Origin of the sequence: Dyella terrae (assembly GCF_022394535.1) — a bacterium.
In the GTDB taxonomy this organism is placed as follows: domain Bacteria; phylum Pseudomonadota; class Gammaproteobacteria; order Xanthomonadales; family Rhodanobacteraceae; genus Dyella.
The window spans coordinates 3,488,991-3,510,770 of sequence record NZ_CP089414.1; the positions used below are offsets into that span (position 1 = coordinate 3,488,991).

Below are 21,780 nucleotides of genomic sequence, written 5' to 3' on the forward strand. Positions count from 1 at the left end.
ATGCCTAATCACCCCACGCGCAGTAGCTTGCGTAGCGCCGGCAGGTTGCGCCGGCTTACTTCCGGCATCAATTCCGTGCCGCCGAGTCGCGCAAGCACGCGACCGTCGGTAAGCGTCTTCAGGCCGATCAGGCGTTGAGCGGGTACCAGGCAGTTGCGGTGCAGGCGGATCAGGGTTTCGGGATAGGCCTCTTCGAGCTGGCGCAGCGAATCTTCGAGCAGTAGCTGACCGCCGCGATGCTGCACCACCACGTACTTTTCTTCCGCCAGCAGGCTGATCACGTCATCCAGCGCCACGCGCACCTGTTCGCCGCGCAAGCGGCCGTGCAGGTAGCTGCCGCTATCGCGCGGCGCGTGCTGCAGGCGCTGGCGGGCACGCTGCAGCGCTTCGTTGAGTCGTTCCAATCGAACGGGCTTCAGCAGATAGTCCACGGCGCCTAGCTCGAAGGCTTGCAGCGCATGCCCCTCATAGGCCGTGCAGAACACCACCAGCGGGCGTTTGCTGCCGGCTAGGCGCTGAGCGAGCGCGGTGCCGCTCATCCCAGGCATGTTGATGTCCAGCAGCAAAACGTCCGGCTGCAAACTGCCCATCGCCTCGAGCGCGGCTTCGCCATCGGCCACGCTGCCCACGACCTCGACGTCGTTGCAATCACCCAGCAGCGCCGCGAGGCGCGCCCGCGCAAGAGGTTCGTCGTCCACGATGAGTACGCGCATATTTTTCACCGTGCAGGCAGTTCAAGGCGTACGACGAAGCGGTCGCCCCGCGGGCCGGAGATCACGCCTGCGCGTGGCCCGAAACGATAAGCCACCCGCCGGCGTACGCTATCCAGGCCGTGGCCATGCCCGCCGGGTGCCGGTGTGCTCACCAGTGGATTGTCGATCTCGATCACGATGCCGTCGGCCTCACGCCGGCCACGCAGGACGACCTCGCCACCTTCGCGCAACGGCTGGATGCCATGGCGCACGGCATTCTCCACCAACGGCTGCAGCAGCAGGCGCGGAAGCGGGAAGTCGCCGGGCAGGTCGTCCAGTTCGCGTCGCACGTGCAGGCGTTCTCCCAGTCGTAGCTGTTCGATATCCAGATAACGGTCGACCAGGACCAGTTCCTCGCCCAGCGTACCGTCGCGCGTGCTGTGCTCGCCCAGTGCGGCGCGGAACAGTTCCGAGAGATCTTCCACGCAGCGCTCGGCTGCCGTCGGATCGACCCGCACCAGCGCAGCCACCGTGTTCATGCTGTTGAACAGGAAGTGCGGCCGGATGCGCGCCTGCAAGGCAGCCACCTGCGCCTGCGACACGGCCTCCAGCCGGGTCTGCCATTGGGCCAGCAGATAGAAGTAGCGCAGCATGGCCGCACCGAGCAGTGCAGCGATAAGTGTGTTGTTGCGAACGAAATCGCCAGCGCTGTCGCGCAGCAGTTGCATCTGCATGACGCCGTCCATCCAGTACACCAAAGCACTGCCCCCGGCCACGATCAGCACCATCGCCAGCCATACGCCCGCATACGACCCATGGCCGGGCAGGCGCTCGAACAATGGACGCAGCTTGCAGAGGGCCACGCCGATCACCACTGCCAGCCAGTCGGCAAACAGCATGCCGACGGAATAGGCACGCCACCCATGAGCATTGTTGGGCGCCAGCCACATCAGGGTCACCGTCAACGACGCCGTGATCAGCAGCGCAAAGATCACCGGCCCGCTGCAGAAATCAGGCAGCGGGTGACGTTCTCTGCGCGCAGGCGCCGGTATATCGGTGGTGGACTCCCTCATGCGAAGGAGTATGCCGCATGCTTGCCAAGGCTTCCTTGCGCGCCATCGCGGGCTACACAGAGGGTGTGACCGTCAGGCCTCCAGGCGCGCGGTCATCCACTGACGCAGGTCGGCCACTTCTTCGGCGCACACCGAGTGCGGCATGGGATAGGTGTGCCAACTCACCGAATAGCCCAGCGACTGCAACATGTCGCGCGAGCTCACGCCGCGTGTGAGCGGAACGATCGGATCGGCCGTGCCATGCCCCCAGAACACCGGCGTCTGTGCATTGGCTGCGCTGCGCTCGGCGGCGAAGGCATCCTGCAGCGGCAGGTAGGTGGACAGGGCGATCACGCCCGCCAGTTTCTCCGCATGGCGCAGCCCTGCCGACAACGCGATGGCGCCGCCCTGCGAGAAGCCGGCCAGCAGGATGCGCTCGGAAGGCACGCCGCGCTCGTTCTCGCGGGCAATCAGCGCGTCCACGTTGGCGATGGAGGCGCGCATGCCCGTTTCGTCCTGCCGGGAAATCAGGTCGACGCCGACGATGTCGTACCAGGCGCGCATCGGCATGCCGCCGTTCACCGTCACCGGTCGCACCGGCGCATGGGGAAACACAAAGCGCAACGCGGGCCAGGTGGGAGGCACCAGCTCCGGCACGATAGGAGCGAAGTCGTTGCCATCGGCGCCCAGGCCGTGCAGCCAGATCACGCTATGGCTGGGGTGGGGGGGCGGTTTCGATCTCAACGCTGGGTAGGGGCATGTGGGCTCGCCGGGCTTGGGGCTGCGGGAAGCATGCCTCGAAGACATGCACAAGAACCTCACCGAACGCACGGTCTGCCGCTTGGCCGACAAGGTGCAGGCCGCACGGGGGCGCCGGAGGGGCGCCGAAGTAACCGATAAGATTACCTGCCTAGGCGATCAGTTTGAACCGCGACCATCGGCGCTTGTGCTGTTTCAGAGCTTGGCTATGCTCAAACGTTTTGACTGTGGAGCCCTCCATGCGCCGAATGCTGTTCGCCGGCCTTGCCGCCTTTGCCGCGTTCCCCGCGGCGGCCCTGTCGCCCCCGTCGTCCGGCGGTCAGCTGGATCTGGAAACCATCATGGCCAATCCCGACTGGATTGGCGCCGCGGTGGAACAGCCCTACTGGAGCGTGGACGGCCGTAGCCTGTACTACTCGCTCAAGCGCGACGGCAGCAAAGTACGCGACCTCTATCGCGTAGACCCGGCCAACGGCCAGAGCGTGAAGCTCGATCCCACCGCCATGGCGCAAGCCGAAGGCCCGGCGATCTACGACCGCACGCATCGGCACGCCGCCTACGTGATCCATGGCGACATCTTCATGGTCGATCTTTCCAGTGGTCGCCGCGTGCAGGTCACCCGCTCGTCCGAAGCGGAATCGTCGCCGCGCTTCTCCAGCGACGGCCGTAGCCTGCAGTACCGCCAGGGCAACAACTGGTTCGTTTACGACCTTGCCGCCGGCGTGAGCGCACCCGCCGCCGTGCTGCGTTTCACCGACGATCCGCAGGAAAAGAAGCCCGATCAGCTCAAGGACATGCAGCTGGAACTGTTCAAGTCGCTGCGTGAAAACAAGTCCGACAAGGACGCCGCGCGCACGAACGACGATGCGCTGATCGCCGCCGACCCCAGCCGCGCGCCCAAGCCGATCTACCTCGGTGAAAGTGGCGAGCCGGCCGATACCGAACTGTCGCCCGATGGCCGCTGGATGGTCGTGGTGACCAAGCCCAAGGGCGCGAAGGAAGGCAAGCGCCCCGAGGTTACCCATTACGTCACTGAGTCCGGCTACGCCGAGCAGCAGGAAACGCGCGTCTACGTGGGTAACAACGATCCCGCGCCGCAATCGATGGTGCTGGTGGACCTGAAGTCTGCCAAGTTCTATCCGCTCAAGACGGACGGCCTGCCGGGCATCAAGGACGACCCGCTCAAGGACCTTCGCGCCAAGACCGTGGCCGCCCTGCAGAAGGACGGCAAGGCCGACGAAGCCAAGGCGCTGAAGGCGCCGGACGTGCGCTCGGTGCGCATTGTTTCCAATGCTGACGACGGCGGTGGCGGCGGCATCGTGTGGAGCGACGACGGCCAGAACGTCGCCATCCAGTTGCGCGCCATCGACAACAAGGATCGTTGGATCGCCAGCGTCGATTTCGACAAGCACGCGCTCGTCAACCAGCATCGCTTGACCGACAACGCCTGGATCAACTGGAACTTCAACGATTTCGGCTGGCTCAAGGACAACCGCACGTTGTGGTACCTGAGCGAGGAAACCGGCTACTCGCAGCTCTACACCAAGTCAATCGGCGGCAAGGCCAAAGCCCTGACCACCGGCAAGTTCGAAGTCAGCCATCCGGTGTTGAGCGACGATGGCCAGTGGTTCTACGCACGCACCAACCAGGTGGCGCCTTACAGCTACGACGTCTACCGCGTGCCGAGTGCTGGCGGCGAACTGACTCGCCTAACGCAGTACCAAGGCATGGACGATTTTGCGCTGTCGCCCGATGGCCGCCAGCTCGCCGTGCTGCATTCCTCGCCGTACACGCTAGCGCAGCTAGCGGTACAGAGCGCCGACGGCGGTTCGCCGCGCGAGCTCACTAACACCACAAAGCCGGCCTTCACCGCGCATGCGTGGATCCAGCCGAAGATCATCGGTGTGCCGTCCTCGCACGGCGCGGGCACCATCTGGGCGAAGTACTACGGCCCGGCCGATGAAGCCGCCGCAGCTTCGCGTCCGGCAGTGATCTTTGTGCACGGTGCGGGTTACCTGCAGAACGTCACGCTGTCGTACTCCAACTACTTCCGTGAGCAGATGTTCCACAACCTGCTGGTGCAGCAGGGTTATGTGGTGCTCGACATGGACTACCGCGCGTCCGATGGCTACGGCCGTGCGTGGCGCACTGCGATCTACCGCCAGATGGGCCACCCGGAACTGGAAGACCTGCTCGACGGCAAGGCCTGGCTGGTGAAGAACCACAACGTGGATCCCAAGCGCGTCGGCATGTACGGCGGCAGCTATGGTGGCTTCATGACGCTGATGTCGCTGCTGCGGGCACCGGGTGAGTTCGCTGCGGGGTCCGCGCTGCGTCCGGTCACCGACTGGACCAGTTACAACCACGAGTACACGTCCAACATCCTCAACGATCCCCAGCTTGATCCGGAGTCGTATCAGGTCAGCTCACCGATCAACTACGCCGACAAGCTGCAGGATCCGCTGTTGATGCAGCATGGTTTGATCGATGACAACGTGCTGACCAGCGATACGATTCGCTTGTATCAGCGCTTTATCGAGCTGCATAAGAACAACTTCTGGATGTCGCTGTATCCGATGGAACGCCATGGGTTCCAGCATCCGGATTCGTGGTACGACGAGTACCGTCGTATTGATGAGTTGTTCAATACGTATGTGAAGCCCGCGAAGCAATGATGCTTGTGCTCCCTCTCCCCTCCGGGGAGAGGGTTGGGGTGAGGGGTGGGTGCTCGCCTCACCGTTTCATCTTTAGCCGTCACCCCTGCGCAGGCAGGGGTCCAGTGACTTTTGGCCCGGTTGTCGCGATACAGCGACCTGGCTCGCCTGCGGCGGGCTTTCGCCCTCCTACCGGAGGCCGAGTCACTTTTCTTTGCTTGCCCAAAGAAAAGTAACCCAAAGAAAGGGCACCCCCGCTTGGCGCTGGCCGATAAAGCCGGCCAGTTCGTGAGGGGCGGCCGGGCTTTTCGACAGGGCTCCCTGCCCTGGCGAAAAGGGATCGGCATCCTTGCCGATCCCCCCTGTGGGCCTGATCGTCCACCCCTCACCGCCGCACAGGGGGCCCGGTAGATCAAAGGCTGCAAGCGCACGGCTCGTGCAGCTTCGCTGCACATCGCGTCGCTGTTTTTGCGTGAGGGTAAGAAGCGCGTGCTGCCGTAGAGCAAGATCTCTACGACGCTCGGGAAGCCACCGAAGTTATTGCCCCGCCTGCGCCGCAAAATACCTAGCCGGCGGCTGCCCAAAACTCCGCCGAAACATCGCCACAAACGCACTCACACTCGCATACCCCAACGCATCCGCCACCGCAGACACCGGCTCGCCATCCGCCAGTTGTTCCAATCCACGCGTCAGGCGCGCCAGCTGCCGCCACTGCGCAAAACTCAGCGCCGTCTCGCTGCGGAACAATCGACTGAGGCTACGTGGCGACAAGCCGGCCCACACCGCCCACTCCTCCAGCCCACGGTTGTCGTTCGGGTTTTCCAGTAGCGCCACGGCGATGCGGAGTGCACGGCGGTCTGTTGGCATCGGCAGGTGCAGGGGTTCGTGGCGTGCGCGGCAGATCTCTTCCAGCAACACACGGGTGATCCGGTCCTGGCTTTCGTCGAGTTCCCGCTCCCACACCCATGAGCTGGCTCGGCGCACCAGCGCGCGCATCAGCTCCGTCACGCTGATGACGCAAGGCTCCGTGGGTAGGCAGCCACATTCCTGTGGTGTGACGAATACGCCCCAGCCGCTCATGGGGCCGCTGAGGGTGACGGTGTGTTCGACACCGGCTGGCATCCAGCCGGCCCGATGCGGTGGCAACAGCCATGAGCCTTGCGCCGTGCGCACATGCACCAAGCCGCTTTCCACGCAGTACAGCTGGCCACGTGCGTGGGAGTGCCAGCCGTATTCGCGGGTGTTCTCGCTGTACTCGCTCGAGGCTACGCCTTCGGTCCAATAGGCGATCACCGAGGGGCCATCGAGGCGCTCGATCATCGTATGGAACTGTGTCTCGTCTTTTTCTGTTACATGGCCCATGGCCGATTCTCGACAAACTTTGACCAAATAACGCTAACAGTAATCCACCTGCCTGCTCAATCATGCTCGTCCAATTCCCACCGCTGCCGCCGCTTGCGGTGCCGAACGTGCCGTCGGTCGCGGTTCCCCCACCCGTGCCATTCCTCCTGCTTGATCCGGCGCGGTCACGCCCGCACCCCGACACACGTCCTCACTGAAGCAAGCGGCGCCACCGCCCGGCGTCGAAGGGAGAGCCGACCCATGTCGATGATTGCCGTACGCATACCTACCGCCGAGACCGCCCCGCTCGAGGCGTTCGTGGCCTGTGCCCACCAGATGCTGGACCCCGATACCCCCGAAGCGGCTCGACGCGCGATGGAAACGCGGGTGCTCGCCCTGCTGCCAACTCTGCGGGCCTTGGGCGTCTTCGAGCTGTTCGAGCTGCGCGACCCCGCCCTGCGGACCTGGCTGGACGATGAGTTAAAGGAGGGAGCTCATTGAGGCAGTTCCAAATTTTGTTCAGGCAAAATCTAACCAGAACATATTTGCCTTGACAAATATATTGGCGGCAATAGAATTGCCGCTCCATGAGCCCCTCATATCCCCCCTACATACCCGCAGGACAGCATCGGCGTCCTCATCGGACTGGTTCGCAGCGAACTGGTCCGCAAGACGGAAGCTGAGTTGCAAGCGTCGGGCGTGGAGCTGCGCTTCATCCAGTTCCTGATCCTCAAGCGCCTTGCGCTGTTAGGCCCGATGTCAGCCAGTGAGCTAGCTCGCGCGGTGGAACTGGATGGCGGCGCCATGACTCGCCAGCTCGATCAGCTTGAAGGCAAGGGCCTGCTGCGCCGCCAGCCGCATCAGCAGGACCGTCGGGCCCTGCGTATCGAGCTGACGGAGGCTGGCGACGTCATGTGGCGACAGATGACGCCGTGTAACGACCGCGTTCTGGACGCCGCCCAGAAGGCGCTGGACCCGACCGAGCGCGAGCAGTTACGCGATTACCTGGAGCGCGTGTTAGTCGCGCTCCGCGACATGAATTGACCCGTTTCATTTTTCTGGAAACCAAGCCCATGCGTCTGCAAATCCTTGCGGCAGCCACCGGCCTCTCCCTCGCGCTGGCGGGATGCGTCAGCAGCGGCGGCCTGCATCCGGAGGGCGCGCTCACCGATGCCTCTTCGCTGAAAGCCGATCGCAGCCTGTCCGGCGTTGCGCTCTCCCCCGCCGCCTGGCCCGCCAACGATTGGTGGACCGGCCTCGGCGACCCGCAGCTGACAGCGTTGATCGCTGAAGCGCTGAAAGACAACCCCACCCTGACCGTGGCCGACGCCCGCGCCCGCCAGGCGCAGGCCGAGGCTGGCGCAGCCGATGCCGACCGCGGTCCGAGCGTCACGGCTGGAGCCAACATGATTGGCCAGCGCCTGCCGCTTACCGCCGCGCCGCCGGATCTGGGCGGTGGCAAGTTCACCTGGTTCAAGGACGCCCGCGGCAGTTTCAGCTGGGGCCTCGATTTGTGGGGTGGCAAGCGCGCCGCGTGGGAAGCCGCCTTAGGCATGCAGCACGCCGCCGAGATCGAGCAGCAGGCCGCGCGCATTGAGCTATCCACCAACGTGGCCCGCGCCTATGTGCAGCTCTCCTACGCGTACGCACAGCAGGATGTGGCCAAAGCTGAGCACGAGCGGGCCACTACGGCGCGCCAGCTGACCCAGCAGCGCGTCTCCGCCGGTCTCGACAACCAGTTGCAGCTCAAGCAGAGCGACACCGAAGTTGCCAACGCCGACCAACAAGTGGCCGCTGCCAAGCGCGCCATCGATGCGGCCCGTTCCTCGCTATCCGTACTGCTCGGCAAGGGTCCGGACCGTGGCCTCGACATCGGTCGTCCGCAGATGCTGACGCCGGGTGCGCTCACCGCACCGGCGGATCTGTCGAGCGAGCTGCTTGGCCATCGCGCCGATATCGTCGCTGCGCGCTGGCGCGTGGAATCCGCAGGCAAGGAGATCAAGGTCGCCAAGACCCAGTTCCTGCCCAACGTGAGCATCAGCGCGATGGCGGGCGTGGCGGCGTTCGGCAGCATCAACCCGCTGCAGTTGCCGGCTCGCTTCTACACCTTCGGTCCGGCGCTGAGCTTGCCGATCTTCGATGGCGGTCGTCTGCGTTCCAGCCTCTCCTCGAAGGATGCGCAGTACGACGAAGCCGTGGCCCAGTACAACCAAACGCTGGTGCGCGCGGTGAACGAAGTGGCCGACGGTTACGACGCCGTGCAGTCTGCGCAGGAGCAGGTCGCCGCCCAGCAGCGCGCAGTCGATGCCGCCACGCAGGCGTGGCAGCTCTCGGAGCAGCGTTACAAGGCCGGCGTGGGCAGCTATCTGGAGGCGCTGATCGTGCGCCAGCAGTTGCTCGCCGCGCAGGAGCGCCTTGCCGCGCTGCAGTCGCAGCAGGTTGACCTGTCCGTGCAGCTCATCCAGGCCCTCGGTGGCGGTTTCCGCCCGCAAGGCGCCTCGGCCGATGTGGCCGTCCAATCTTCCTCTGATCATTCGCTTTAAGAAAAAAGGCTGCCCCCATGCTCAGCCAAACCCCGCTCGCGGCCGAGAACGCGGCCGCTCAACCCCCGAAGAGCCGTCGCGGCTTCCTGCTGCGCGCGCTTGCGGCCGTGGTGGTGATCGCCGCCATCGGCTGGGGCCTGTGGTACTTCCTCGAAGGCCGCTGGTACGAAGAGACCGACGACGCCTACGTCAACGGCAACGTCGTGCAGATCACCCCGCAGGTGCCCGGCTCAGTCATCACCATCGGTGCCGATGACGGTGACTTGGTGCACGCTGGCGATGTGCTGGTGAAGCTCGATCCGGCTGATGCCGACGTCGCGCTGGAGCAGGCGCGCGCTAACCTCGCCAGCACCGTGCGTAAGGTGCGCGGCCTGTACAGCAACGTCAGCGGTGCCCAGGCCGAAGTGGCCGCACGCAAGACCGCCGTGGACAAGGCGCAGGCCGACTACAACCGCCGTCGTGATCTCGCCAAGTCCGGTGCGATCTCCGCCGAAGAGCTGTCACACGCGCTGGATGCACTGACCACGGCGCAGAGCGCCATGACCACCTCGCAGCAGCAGTTGCAGACCAACAAGGTGCTGGTGGACGACACCGTCGTCGCTTCGCATCCGGATGTACAGACCGCCGCCGCCCGCCTGCGTGGCGCCTACCTCGACGACGTGCGCACCTCCATCATCGCGCCGGTGGACGGCTACGTCGCCAAGCGTTCGGTGCAGCTGGGTCAGCGCGTGGCATCGGGTACGCCGCTGATGGCGGTGGTGCCGCTGCATGAAGTGTGGATCGACGCCAACTTCAAAGAAACGCAGCTCACCAACATGCGCATCGGCCAGCCGGTGGAAATCCGCGCCGACATCTACGGTGGCACGGTGACCTACAAGGCCACGGTACAGAGCCTGGGCGTGGGCACGGGCAGCGCGTTCTCGCTGCTGCCGGCGCAGAACGCCACCGGCAACTGGATCAAGATCGTGCAACGCGTGCCGGTTCGCGTGTTCTTCACCGATCCGAAGCAGTTGGAAGACCATCCGCTGCGCATCGGCCTGTCGACCAAGGTGGAAGTGAATCTGCACGACCAGAAGGGCCTGCTGCTTGCCAACCAGGCGCCGACGCAGCCGGCCTTCAAGACCGACGTCTACAAGGAACAGTTGGCCAAGGCCGACGGCATGATCGCGGAGATCATCCACGCGAACATGGCGGGCGCCAGCGAAGGTCCGAAGTAATAAGTGGTTTGCCGTAGGCGTGGAGGCGCTGCATCGCCAGCCACGCCAACTGCATCAGTGATTCAAAGCGTCGTTCCGGCTTGCACCGGAATGATGCGGAAAAAATAAGACCCGCTTCGATGCATTGTTCGGCGCGGGCACACCCTTCATACCGCAGGTTATCCGTGCGATGAGTCAAGATTTCCGTCCGCCCAACCTGGCGCTGACCACTGTCGGCCTCTCGTTGGCGACCTTCATGCAGGTGCTCGACACGACCATTGCGAACGTGTCGCTGCCGACGATTGCCGGCAACCTCGGCGTGAGCGTCAACCAGAGTACCTGGGTCATCACCTCCTTCGCGGTGAGCATGGCCATTGCGCTGCCGCTTACCGGCTTCCTCACCCGTCGTTTCGGCGAAGTGAAGCTGTTTATCTGGTCGACGCTGCTGTTCTCCATTGCGTCGTTCCTGTGTGGCATCGCGCAGAGCATGCCCATGCTGATCCTGTTCCGCGCCATCCAGGGTGCGGTAGCGGGCCCGATGTACCCGGTCACGCAGAGCTTGCTGATCTCCATCTATCCACCCGCCAAACGCGGCATGGCGCTTGCGCTGTTGGCGATGGTGACGGTGGTGGCACCCATCGCAGGCCCGATCCTCGGTGGCTTGATCACTGATAACTACTCGTGGCCGTGGATCTTCTTCATCAACGTGCCCATCGGCATTTTCGCCAGCATGGTGGTGGGCAACCAGATGAAGGGACGCCCGGAAGTCACCATGCGGCCGAAGATGGATTACGTGGGGCTCATCACGCTGATCGTCGGTGTGGGCGCGCTGCAGATCGTGCTCGACAAGGGCAACGACGAGGACTGGTTCAACTCCACGTTCATCGTGATCACCAGCATCGTGTCCGTGATCTCGCTGGCGATCTTCTTGATCTGGGAACTCACCGACAAGGAACCCATCGTCAACCTGCGCCTGCTGCGCCATCACAACTTTCGCACTGGCACCATTGCGTTGGTGTTGGCCTACGCGGCGTTCTTCGCCATCGGCCTGCTGGTACCGCAGTGGCTGCAGCGGAATATGGGCTATACGTCCACATGGGCAGGTTTTGCCGCTGCGCCACTCGGTATTCTGCCGGTGATGCTTACCTTCCTGGTGGGCAAGTACGCGTCGCGTACCGACATGCGCCTGCTGGCCTCGTGCGCGTTCCTGGTGATGGGCACGACCTGCTTCATGCGTTCCGAGTTCTTCCTACAGATAGACTTCTGGCACGTCGCCGGTGTGCAGCTGTTCCAGGGCCTGGGCGTCGCGTTGTTCTTCATGCCGGTGACGACGATTCTGTTGTCGGATCTGCAACCGAACGAGATCGCCTCGGGGGGCGGCCTGGCAACATTCCTGCGTACGCTAGGCGCGAGCTTCTCCGCGTCGCTCACCACATTCCTGTGGGATCACCGTGCGATCGTGCATCACGCACATCTGTCGGAACACATCACGCCCTACGATCCGTCAGCGCAGATTGCGCTGCAAGGCGTGGGAGTGCAGGGGCAGGCAGCGAACGTGATGCTGGATCAGATGATCACGCAGCAGGGCTACCAGATCTCGTTCAACGAGGTATTCCATCTGTTGGGCTGGGTGTTCTTCTTCCTGATTGTGGTGGTGTGGATGGCGCGGCCGCCGTTCAGCGCGAAGGCGGGGCCAGGGGCGGATCACTGATTGTGTTTGTGTGATGTTGATGGATGAGGTCGCAGTGATGCGGCCTTTTTCTTTTTTGTTTTTGGGGTGTGGTGCCGATGTGCTGGCGGGCTTTAGCTCTGCTCCCTCTCCCTTTTGGGGAGAGGGTTGGGGTGAGGGGTGGGTGCTCGCCTCACTGTTTCATCTTTAGCCGTCACCCCTGCGTAGGCAGGGGTCCAGAGCCCCGGTGTTTGATTGTCGCGTTGCCGCGATCTGGCCGCCTACGCAGCGGGCGTTTCGCCCTCCTACCGGAGCCCGAGTCACTTTTCTTTGCTTGCCCACGCACGCGCAGGAGCGCGTGCGAACGGCGAAGCCGGCCCGAAGGGCGGAGGGCAGGATGCCCGGAGTAAAGAAGAGTAACCCGAAGAAAGGGCACCCCCACTTGGCGCTGGCCGATAAAGCCGGCCAGTTCGTGAGGGGTGGCCGGGCTTTTCGACAGGGCCTCCTGCCCTGGCGAAAAGGAATCGGCATCCTTGCCGATCCCCCTGCGGGCCTTCTCGTCCACCCCTCACCGCCGCACAGGGGGCCCGAAGGTCAAAGGCGAAAGCGGACGGCTCGTGCAGCGGAGCTGCACATTGCACCGCGGCAGGTCGCGTTGCTCCTGCCTCAGAGCACAAAGCTGAGAAACAAAGTCGAGGCAGACGGACGATACCGTTACGTGTCGAGTTCTCCACAACGGTCGGGAAGCGTAGCGTCCTCTTCTCCGTCGCGGTAACGCGACAATCAAACACCGAGGCTCTGGATCCCTGCCTACGCAGGGATGACGGTTTCATCGAAACGGTGTGGCGAGCACCCACCCCTCACCCCAACCCTCTCCCCAAAGGGGCGAGGGAGCAGAGCAGCAGCGTCCACCTCAAAACTATTTAGCCATCCAAACAACAACGGCCCCTAACGGAGCCGTTGTCCTAAACACCACCAACACCACCACCTCAAGGATTAAACGCAAACCCCACCAACGCCATGGTCTCGCCACGGTTGGAACCCTTGATGCCGGCATTCGACGCATGACGAATCTGGAACGTCCAATGCTCACCCGTCCAGCCCACCGAATTCACAAACTCGCCGCCGCTGCTCAGCGCAAGCGTGCGACCCGCCTGGACCGCGATCTCTGAGTTCCAGAACAAGTGGTGATACCAGTCGTTAGCGTTGCCGTAGCGGATGCGCAGGCCGCCACCGCCCAGCCACACATCGTCGGAAACGCCATTGCCGTAACGCGTTATGTGGCGGCCGTTGAGAAAGCCTAGCGAGGCCATGGGGGCCCAGGTGATGCGGCTGTCGCTGAGGTTGTGCTCGCCCCAGATCGCTTCGACCCAGGCGGTGTTGGTCCAGTAGCCGTCCGAGTAACTTCGGCCACCATTGATTTCGATACGAGTGTCGGCCAAGGCCGTAGCGGAAACGCCGATCAGTGCGAACGCTGCGGCACTGCGCAGGAGGGAGGATCGCATGTGATTTCTTCTTTGTGCTTGGGGAGGGAATTTATGCACCGCCTAGTATAATTACTTAACTGGACCGACCGGTATTGGAAATAGGTCGAATCGAGGCAACAGTGTGTTGCCTGGGCGGCACAAGTGCGTGGATATCCCTTCCCGGCACACCAGCAGTCTGTCTCAGGTAGCGTGAAGCGCACGCCGAAAATGCCGTAAAACTACGACAAGGGGAGCGGGCTATAGGCGGTTTCGGCGGTGCCTTGGACGTTCCCGCCTAGAGCAGCACGCCGTCCACAGGTTGCAGCGGCGCCGGCAGGTCGCGCTCGCCCAGCAGTTCGCCCAGGCCGATCTCGATGGTGCGGCACATGGCGTCGAGGGGCAGGTCGTTGGGCAAGCGGTCGAATGGGTTCTCGATCTGGTCGCCCAGCGCATCGAGCCCAAAGAAGGTGTAGGACAGCACGCCCACCATCAGCGGCGTCACCCAGCCGACGCTGCCGATCAGGCAGAACGGCAGCAGCAGGCAGTAGATGTAGACGGTGCGGTGGAGCAGCAGGATGTAGGCAAACGGTATCGGCGTGCCCTGGATACGCTCACAGCCGCCCAGCACGTAAGAGGCGCGCGTCACCTGGGCATCGATGCTCGCCAGCAGGATGACGTCCAGCCGGCCCTCGCGATGCAGTTGCGCGTAGCCCTGGCCAATCAGGCCGAGCAGCACGTTGGGTGGATTGGGACGGCCCGCGAGTGCGGCCCGGTCTTCCGTCGTCAGCCAGCGGGATACATCGTCGCCCGGCGAGGTGCCACGCAGGTGGTGACGCAGCGCGTGGGCAAAGGCGATCAACCGGTGCACCATCCGTTCGCGCTCTGCCGCAGAAAGGCTTGCTGGCAGGCTCATCGTCTGCCGCGCCAGATTGCGCAGCACGATCAACAACTCGCCCCACAGCGTTCGCGCGTCCCACCAGCGCTGGTAGGCCACCGTGTTGCGAAAGCCGAGGAAGATCGCCAGCGTCAGGCCCATCAGCGTGGGCGGAATGGCACCCAGCTCCACGCCCGTGTGCGGCAGGCGACGCTCCAGCAGCACCACCGCCACGGACAGCAGCATCATGCCGACCACCCGCTTCCAGATCACCGGAACAATGGAGCCGCGCAGGGTGAACAGCATCAACCGGAGCGAGCGATGCGGTGGGTGGATGACCATGAGAGCGGCTTGGCGGGAACTGGGGAAATGGTACCGCGCTCGCCCCTTAGCGACGCCGGTGCTTGATCTTCAGGAATTGCCCGGGCAATATTCCCGCCTCATTTGTACCCGGATGAAACCATGTCTGCCTTCGAGATCGCTTCCTGCACCGCCTTTGACGGCCATCGGCGGATTGGCGCTGGGACGCTGGCCGAGGTGGCGCTTGCCGTCAAACATGCCGTCGATGCCGGAGCCGAAGGGCCCGTGCTGGTCTTCGATGATCTCAGCAGCCGCCCGGTAGAACTCGACCTGCGTGGCACGCCGGACGACGTACTCGCCCGCTTGCCCGCGCCACCCTCGGACGAGGAGCCCGTGCCGCGCGGCCCCGGGCGCCCCCGTCTGGGCGTCATCGCGCGCGAGGTCACCTTGCTGCCACGCCATTGGCATTGGCTCGCGGAACAGCCGGGCGGTGCCTCGGCAACCTTGCGTCGTCTTGTCGAAGAGGCGCGTCGCAGTCATCGCGAGCGCGATGCCGTTCGCCTTGCCGGCGAAGCGGTGGATCGCTTCATGAGCGCCATGACGGGTAATCTAGCCAATCACGAAGAAGCTTCTCGCGCGTTCTGGCGTAAGGAGCGTGAGCGTTTCATCCAGCTGACAGATGCATGGCCCGTCGATGTGCGCGAGCATGTGCGTGTTCTCGCAACGCGCGCATGGCAGGCGGCCATCGCGGGCGACTGATTTCCCCCTCCCCTTCGCGGAAAATTTTCGATGTCATCGTTCGCTGCAAAGCAGCCGCTGCTTACCGAAGGACCGATTGCCCGCACGTTGCTCATGTTCGCCCTGCCCATCCTGGGCAGCACGGTGCTGCAGTCGCTCAACGGTTCGGTCAACGCCATGTGGATCGGCCACTACCTGGGCGAAGCTGCGCTCACGGCGGTGAGCAACGCCAACTTGATCCTGTTCCTGCTGCTGGGCGCTGTGTTCGGCCTGAGCATGGCGTGCACCATCCTGATCGGCCAGAGCCTCGGCGCGCGCAACATGCTGGAAGCCAAGCGCGTGGTGGGCACGGGCGTAACATTCTTTGTGTCGATATCGGTGTTGGTAGCCATCGGCGGCTACTTCGGCACGCCGTGGATGCTGCGCGCGCTCAACACGCCGGTCGACGCGCAGGCCTTCGCGGTGCCGTACCTGCGCATCATCTTCATCGCCGTGCCGTCGATGTTCTTTTACAACTTCCTCATGATGACGCTGCGCGGCGCGGGTGATTCGCGTACGCCGTTCGTCTTCATGGCGTTGTCGGTGGTGATGGACATTGTGTTCAACCCGCTGCTGATCTTCGGCGTGGGTCCCTTCCCGCGCATGGGTATTGCCGGTTCTGCCACGTCCACGCTGATCGCGCAGACCATTGCCCTGTTCGCCCTGATCTTCACGCTGTACCGGCGCAAGCACTTCCTGCGCCTCACCAGTCATGAGCTCGGTTACCTGCGCCCTGACCGGGAAATCCTGCGCTCGCTGGTGGTGAAGGGTTTGCCGATGGGCTTGCAGATGATCGTGATCTCCAGCTCCGCGATGATCATGATCCACATGGTGAACGAGTACGGCTCCAAGACCACCGCCGCCTACGGTGCAGCCACGCAGCTGTGGGCCTACGTGCAGATGCCGGCGATGGCGATCGGTGCGGCGGTGTCGTCCATGGCGGCGCAGAACGTGGGCGCCAAACTGTGGGACCGGGTGAGCCTCATTACCCGGGTGGGCGTGCTCTACAACTTCCTGCTCAGCGGCTGCTTGATCGGAGTGATCTATCTGTTCAATCACGCGGCGCTCGGCATGTTCCTGCCCAACGACGCCCAGGCACTGACGCTGGCTCAGCATCTGAATAGCATCGCCGTGTGGTCCTTCATGTTCTTTGGCGTCACCTTCGTGCTGTTTGGCGTGGTGCGTTCCACCGGCGCGGTGCTGCCACCGCTAATCATCCTGTTCATCTCGATGTGGCTGATCCGTCCGCCGTTTGCGCTGGTGTTGGCGCCGCACCTGGGGGCGGATTCCATCTGGTGGAGTTTTCCGCTGGGCTCGCTCGCCTCCATGCTGATGGCCATGGGCTACTACAAGTGGGGCGGCTGGCGACGTGCACGCATGCTGGCCACGCCGATCGAAAAGGCCGGGCAAGACGATTCGGCCGCCGTTGCCGGCCAACAGGCCCCCACCACCGGACAAGGCGTACCGGCCTCCGTGGAGTGACCGGCTTCACCCTTCGCGCCAACGCGCGCGCGGGGTGAACCGCCCTTCACGCTTTGCCACGCGACTGTCATCCGGGCTGCCTAGGGTGGCTCGATGACTCGCATCAACCCTTCACGCCGCCAGTTCCTGCGCGGTCTATTCGACATGGTCGGCGCCGCTACGGCGGCAGAGCTCGGCTTGCTGGCCTGGTCCGCGCCGGCCATCGGCGACGAGAAGATGGCGCGCATGGCCATGCCCCAGCTCGCCGCACCCAACGTGCCGCTGGTGAACCCGGTGACGTTGGCGCGCTTCGTGGATCCGTTGCCCTTACCCGCGGTAGCAAAGCCCGTCGGTCAACGTTCGGATCCCACGCATCCAGGCAAACAGCTGCCGCTGTACCGAATGGAGATGCGCGCGTTCAAGGCGCAACTGCATCGTGACCTGCCACCCACGCCGCTGTGGGGCTACAACGGATCATTCCCGGGCCCGACGTTGGTCGCGCGGCGCAACGAGCCCTTGCTGATCGAATGGGCCAATGCGCTGCCGAAAAAACACTTCCTGCCCATCGACCACACCATCCACGGCGCTGAGCGCAGCAAGCCCGAAGTACGCACCGTCGCGCACGTCCACGGCGCGCGCGTGTCGCCGTCCAGCGATGGCTATCCGGAAGAATGGTTCGAACCCGGCCGTTCGGCGGTCAGCCACTACCCCAACGCGCAGGACGCGGCCACGCTCTGGTACCACGACCACGCCATGGGCATCACGCGGCTCAACATCTACGCGGGCCTGCTCGGTGCCTACCTGATCGAAGACGACGCGGAACAGGCACTCAACCTGCCGACCGCCGACTGCGACCTGCCGCTGATCCTGTGCGACCGTCTGATCGCGAAAGACGGCCAGTTGTACTACCCCGTCTCCGATGATCCGGATGCGCCCTGGGTATCCGAGTGCAACGGCAATGCCATCCTATGCAACGGCAAGCTCTATCCCTTTACGGAGGTCGAGCCGCGGCGCTATCGCTTACGCCTCATCAACGCCGCCAACACGCGCTTCTACGAACTCTCATTGTCGAACGGATTGGCGTTCATGCAGATCGCCAGCGACCAAGGCCTGCTTGCCGCGCCGCTCACACGTTCGCACGTCACGCTCTACCCGGCTGAGCGCGCCGACGTTATCGTCGACTTCTCCGGCATGGACGGCAAACAGGCGCAGTTGCGCCAGCAGGGCGATGCCATCATGGAATTTCGCGTGCGCGATCGCGGCCGCAAAGACACCAGCGCGGTCCCGGCGACGTTACGCACCATCGAACGCATGGCCGAGGCGAGCGCCGTGCGCGACCGCGTGCTAACGCTGGGCGAGCAGGATGACGCCGGTGGCAGCCCGATGATGATGATGCTCGGCGGCAAGCACTGGTCCGCCCCCATCACCGAAGATCCGCGCCAGAACACCACCGAGATCTGGAGCATGGTGAACCTCACCGGTGATGCACATCCCATGCATCTGCACCTGGTGCGCTTCCAGGTACTGGAACGGCGACCGTTCGACCTGTTCGTGTGGAACGAGAGCAAGACACTCAAGTACACCGGCCCGGCGATCCCCCCCCGCGCCAGAAGAGATGGGCTGGAAAGACACCGTGCGCGCCGACCCCGGCATGGTCACACGCATCATCGCCAAGTTTGAAGGTGAGCCCGGTCGCTACGTGTGGCATTGCCACCTGCTCGAGCACGAAGACAACGAGATGATGCGCCCGTTCCAGCTACTGCCGGCCTAATCGGTTTCGTACTTAGAAAAGAGAAATATTTTTGCGGTACCGCGACCTGGCTCGCCTGCGGCGGGCTTCCGACCTCCTGCCGGAGGCCGGGTTGCTTTCTCTTGCTTGCCCAAGAGACAGTAACCGAAGAGAAGGGCCCCCGGATACGGCGCCTTGCGGGCTTCGCCCTCCAGGTGCGCGTGCGGGTTCCGGGCTTTTCGACGGGGCTCCTGCCCCGGCGAAAAGTGGCTGGCATCCTTGCCAGCCACCCCTACGGGGCCTTCTCTCCACCCGCCCGCCGCCTCCTACGGGGACCGGGTAGATCAAAAGCCAATGCCAGGATCAAAAGCGAAACCTAAAGGCCAAAACCAAGCCTGCCTACTGCAAGCCTTTCACTCCCTCTCCCCTTCGGGCGACCCGAAGGTAGTCCCCTTTTGGGAGAGAGGGTTGGGGTGAGTCCCAAAAAGGGGATAAAGGTCGGGTGCTCGCCTCATCGTTTCAACTTCGCTGGCGCGATGCTGAGCAAGACCGCGTACTCAGTCGAGACTTTAGACGGGCTCCTAGCCAAGCATGACTACAAGATCACTCGACTTCTCCGACGATGTGGCTGTCGCCACAGTCGTCGGCCTCATGCCGGCGCGTGAGCCGCAATCGCACCGGGTCACGCGGACGCAACGTCACCGAGAGCTGAGGTGTGTGGTCAGCCAGGGTGTCGTCATCCAGCGAGAGCGTATAGCGCTGCAATAGCATGGCGGCGAGCAACGTCATCTCCAGCATCGCGAAATGCTGACCGATGCACACGTGCGGACCGATACCAAAGGGAATCCATGCGCCCTTGGGGATATGCGGCGCATCGTCCAGAAAACGTTCCGGCATGAAACGGTCGGGTTGTGGAAACCAGCGCTCGTCGTGGTGAATTACCCACGGCGTGACACGTAACATCGCGCCCTTCGGCACCGCGTGGCCAGCCAGTGTGATCGGCGCCGTGTTGCGGCGAGTCATCAGCACCGACACCGCCGGATACGCACGCAAGGTTTCCTTCAACGTAGCCAGCAGCCACGGCAGTTGGTCCACATGCTGCGCGCCGGGCGTGGCGCCGCGCAGTACCTCATCCACTTCGCGCTGCGCACGCTGCGCCGCCTCTGGGTGATGGGCGAGCAGAAGGCTCCACCACAGCAGCGTGGAAGCACTGGTTTCGTGCCCCGCTTCAAAGCTCACCATGCACTGGTCGAACACCTCCTGCTTCGACAAGCGGTCGCCAGTGGCATCATCACGGGCCGCCAGCAACATCTGCAGCAGATCGTCGCGTGGCGGTTCGTCGTCAGGCGCGTTCCATCGCGCCTCGATATGTCGGCCCACCAACCCACGCAACGTGGCCAGCGCGTTTCGCTTGCGCGCGTTACCCGGTGTGGGCAACCAAAGTGGCACCGTCCACGGCACGAACATCTCGTGGAACGCACTGGTCATCAGGGTCTGCGTTGCCTTTGCGGCTGCCTGCGCATCGGTCTGCACCGATTCGCTGAACAGTGTGCGCAGGATCACGTCCATGGTTGCGCCATTCCACAGGTCATTCATGCTCACCTGGGCAGACGATTCACCGACAGGCACCGCTTGATCGAGCGCGGTGCGTGCTGCGTCGGTCATCAACCGCGCATAGCCGCCCACACGGCGGGCGGTAAACGCCGGCATCAGCATGCGGCGCTGCCGTTGCCAGGTATCGCCATGTGTCACCAGCACACTCTGGCCAAACAGCTCGCTGAAAACGCGCGTGGCACGCTCCCAGCGGATCAACTGACCCGACTGCGTCACCATCGCCTCGCGGATCAGCGCGGGCGACATCAGATCCCACGCGTCCTCGTTGATCAGGCGCATACGCGTCAAGTCGCCGTACTCTCGCTGCAAGTCCGTGACGAAGCCGAGGTAGTCGGCACGCATGCGACGCAACAGCGAGAACCCCCACCATCGGTCAGTGGGGCCGCTCGGGAGCGCATGATCGGTTGATGCCAGGGCAGCGGTAAAGGTCGTTGTCTTCATGGCGGGCATGCTCTCCCACGACCAATCCACGGTATTGAACGATTACGACATCGCCGACGTTTTACACTGCGGCGCATGGCTACCCTGGTTTCCCCTTCGATGCGTCAGCCCGATGCCTTGCTCCCATCGGGCCAGCTCTGGTTGCCGCGTGCCTCACTGGTGGCCTGCGTGCGCAGCGTGGTGGTGCGCAGCACCGTGGGTTATGCGCTGGACGACGAGCAACGCATCAATCGCTTTCCCGCCACACCCATGTGCAGCCTGAGCTGGTGGTTCGAAGGCAGCAGCGAGATGCTCCTGCCTGCCGATGCGGACAACATGCCCGGCCTTGAAAGCCCGCGCATGCCACCGCCCGGTCGCTGGGTGTTCGGTGGGCCCCAGACGCAGCCCACTTCGACATGGTGTCCTGGCCCCGTTCACAGCATGGTGGTGCTGCTGATGCCCGATGCCTTGCATCTGTTGACGGGATTGGAGCCCGCAGAACTTACTGATCGCTTCGTTGATGCGGCGGATGTGCTGCCGCCGGAGTGGCTGGCGATGTGCGCAAGCGTGCAGGATCTGCCCGACGATGCGCAGCGCATCGCCTGCCTGGAAAACTTTCTGGAGCCGCGCTGGCGCGCGTGCCGGCCGGAGCTGCCGCTGGCGGTGCAGCGCCATGCAGATTGGGCGGTTTACCTCACCCAACGCGCCGCGACCTCATCGGTCGGGCGGAGCCTGCGACAACTGGAGCGACGCATCAAACGCTGGGCGGGACTTCCGCTGCGTGAGTTGCGCGGTTTTGGTCGCGCCGAACGCGCGTTCTTCGAGGCCGTGGAAGCGGACGTGGCGCAGACCGACGTGCGTTGGGTAGACGTAGCGGCAGCGGCGGGCTTTGCCGACCAGCCACATCTGTGCAGGGTGACACGTCGCATCACCGGCTATGCACCGCAGGCCTTGTACGAAGGCATGCAGCAGCAGGAAGCGTTTTGGGTGTATCGCCTTTGGGCGGAAGGCTAGCGACGCGCATCGTCCTGCGCGCACGACGTCGCGGCGACGCCTGTTTGATCAGAACCCTTCCTATCCTCGCGAATCGCAAGGACACATGACCCTGTGCGCGCACATTCGCGCGAATGTGTCGCCGCGCGCGTTTCTGAATATTTTTCACGATGCAAACGCAAGGCAATTTCTTGCCGTTATCGCGCTCGCCTGCGGTCGTTCGATCGCGCAGGTCGCACA

General features: G+C 63.8%; 18 protein-coding genes. 11 read left to right on the forward strand and 7 right to left on the reverse strand.

The features are described from left to right. Nucleotides 1–8 precede the first annotated feature (8 nt). The 3 genes from DYST_RS15275 to DYST_RS15285 all read right to left on the reverse strand — a co-directional run bounded on the left by DYST_RS15275 (nt 9) and on the right by DYST_RS15285 (nt 2,452). On the reverse strand, nt 9–713 hold the full coding sequence (locus DYST_RS15275; RefSeq protein WP_239946491.1) for a LytR/AlgR family response regulator transcription factor: 705 nt from the start codon (nt 711–713) through the stop codon (nt 9–11). 5 nt (nt 714–718) lie between these two features. Then, entirely contained in the window at nt 719–1,765 is a 1,047-nt protein-coding gene (locus tag DYST_RS15280; RefSeq protein WP_239946492.1) for a sensor histidine kinase, read from the reverse strand. Between the two features lie 72 nt (nt 1,766–1,837). Further along, nucleotides 1,838–2,452, reverse strand: coding sequence for an alpha/beta hydrolase (locus DYST_RS15285; protein ID WP_239946493.1), 615 nt, complete (start codon nt 2,450–2,452; stop codon nt 1,838–1,840). 290 nt (nt 2,453–2,742) lie between these two features. Here DYST_RS15285 and DYST_RS15290 point away from each other — a divergent pair, with 290 nt between their 5' ends. Continuing rightward, nucleotides 2,743–5,178, forward strand: a complete 2,436-nt coding sequence (locus tag DYST_RS15290) for a S9 family peptidase (RefSeq protein ID WP_239946494.1) — start codon at nt 2,743–2,745, stop codon at nt 5,176–5,178. A gap of 516 nt (nt 5,179–5,694) precedes the next feature. Here DYST_RS15290 and DYST_RS15295 read toward each other — a convergent pair. Beyond that, nucleotides 5,695–6,519, reverse strand: a complete 825-nt coding sequence (locus DYST_RS15295; protein WP_239946495.1) for an AraC family transcriptional regulator — start codon at nt 6,517–6,519, stop codon at nt 5,695–5,697. 240 nt (nt 6,520–6,759) lie between these two features. Here DYST_RS15295 and DYST_RS15300 point away from each other — a divergent pair, with 240 nt between their 5' ends. From DYST_RS15300 to DYST_RS15320, 5 genes are all read left to right on the forward strand, one after another. Then, nucleotides 6,760–6,999, forward strand: coding sequence for a hypothetical protein (locus DYST_RS15300; RefSeq protein WP_102301607.1), 240 nt, complete (start codon nt 6,760–6,762; stop codon nt 6,997–6,999). A gap of 138 nt (nt 7,000–7,137) precedes the next feature. Continuing rightward, nucleotides 7,138–7,542, forward strand: a complete 405-nt coding sequence (locus tag DYST_RS15305; protein ID WP_428993989.1) for a MarR family winged helix-turn-helix transcriptional regulator — start codon at nt 7,138–7,140, stop codon at nt 7,540–7,542. Between the two features lie 29 nt (nt 7,543–7,571). Next, nucleotides 7,572–9,041 carry an efflux transporter outer membrane subunit gene (locus DYST_RS15310; RefSeq protein ID WP_239946496.1) on the forward strand — a complete coding sequence of 490 codons (1,470 nt, stop codon included), beginning with the start codon at nt 7,572–7,574 and terminating at the stop codon, nt 9,039–9,041. Nucleotides 9,042–9,058: 17 nt separating this feature from the next. Then, nucleotides 9,059–10,258, forward strand: coding sequence for an efflux RND transporter periplasmic adaptor subunit (locus DYST_RS15315; RefSeq protein ID WP_239946497.1), 1,200 nt, complete (start codon nt 9,059–9,061; stop codon nt 10,256–10,258). Between the two features lie 169 nt (nt 10,259–10,427). Then, nucleotides 10,428–11,948, forward strand: a complete 1,521-nt coding sequence (locus tag DYST_RS15320) for a DHA2 family efflux MFS transporter permease subunit (protein WP_239946498.1) — start codon at nt 10,428–10,430, stop codon at nt 11,946–11,948. A gap of 947 nt (nt 11,949–12,895) precedes the next feature. On the opposite strand, the gene DYST_RS15325 is transcribed toward DYST_RS15320, so the two are convergent. Continuing rightward, nucleotides 12,896–13,411, reverse strand: a complete 516-nt coding sequence (locus DYST_RS15325; RefSeq protein WP_239946499.1) for a lipid A 3-O-deacylase — start codon at nt 13,409–13,411, stop codon at nt 12,896–12,898. A 256-nt stretch (nt 13,412–13,667) separates the two neighbouring features. Further along, entirely contained in the window at nt 13,668–14,588 is a 921-nt protein-coding gene (locus DYST_RS15330) for a bestrophin family protein (protein ID WP_239946500.1), read from the reverse strand. A 120-nt stretch (nt 14,589–14,708) separates the two neighbouring features. Between DYST_RS15330 and DYST_RS15335 the strand changes: the two genes are divergently transcribed. The 4 genes from DYST_RS15335 (at nt 14,709) to DYST_RS24020 (ending at nt 18,555) form a co-directional block, all read left to right on the forward strand. Next, nucleotides 14,709–15,305: a DUF2239 family protein gene (locus DYST_RS15335; protein ID WP_239946501.1), complete on the forward strand. Its 597-nt coding sequence runs from the start codon at nt 14,709–14,711 to the stop codon at nt 15,303–15,305. A gap of 30 nt (nt 15,306–15,335) precedes the next feature. Continuing rightward, nucleotides 15,336–16,805 carry an MATE family efflux transporter gene (locus tag DYST_RS15340; RefSeq protein WP_239946502.1) on the forward strand — a complete coding sequence of 490 codons (1,470 nt, stop codon included), beginning with the start codon at nt 15,336–15,338 and terminating at the stop codon, nt 16,803–16,805. A 93-nt stretch (nt 16,806–16,898) separates the two neighbouring features. Beyond that, nucleotides 16,899–18,464 carry a multicopper oxidase family protein gene (locus DYST_RS15345; RefSeq protein ID WP_275666839.1) on the forward strand — a complete coding sequence of 522 codons (1,566 nt, stop codon included), beginning with the start codon at nt 16,899–16,901 and terminating at the stop codon, nt 18,462–18,464. Continuing rightward, complete coding sequence (locus DYST_RS24020) at nt 18,400–18,555, forward strand: multicopper oxidase domain-containing protein (protein ID WP_275666840.1); 156 nt, start codon at nt 18,400–18,402, stop codon at nt 18,553–18,555. The genes DYST_RS15345 and DYST_RS24020 overlap by 65 nt, the downstream gene beginning before the upstream one ends. Before the next feature lie 561 nt (nt 18,556–19,116). Here DYST_RS24020 and DYST_RS15350 read toward each other — a convergent pair. Continuing rightward, nucleotides 19,117–20,568, reverse strand: a complete 1,452-nt coding sequence (locus DYST_RS15350; protein WP_239946503.1) for a cytochrome P450 — start codon at nt 20,566–20,568, stop codon at nt 19,117–19,119. 99 nt (nt 20,569–20,667) lie between these two features. On the opposite strand from DYST_RS15350, the gene DYST_RS15355 reads away from it, so the two are divergent. Beyond that, a complete protein-coding gene (locus tag DYST_RS15355; RefSeq protein ID WP_239946504.1) occupies nt 20,668–21,561 on the forward strand; it encodes a helix-turn-helix domain-containing protein in 894 nt (297 codons plus the stop codon). Nucleotides 21,562–21,780: the final 219 nt, after the last annotated feature.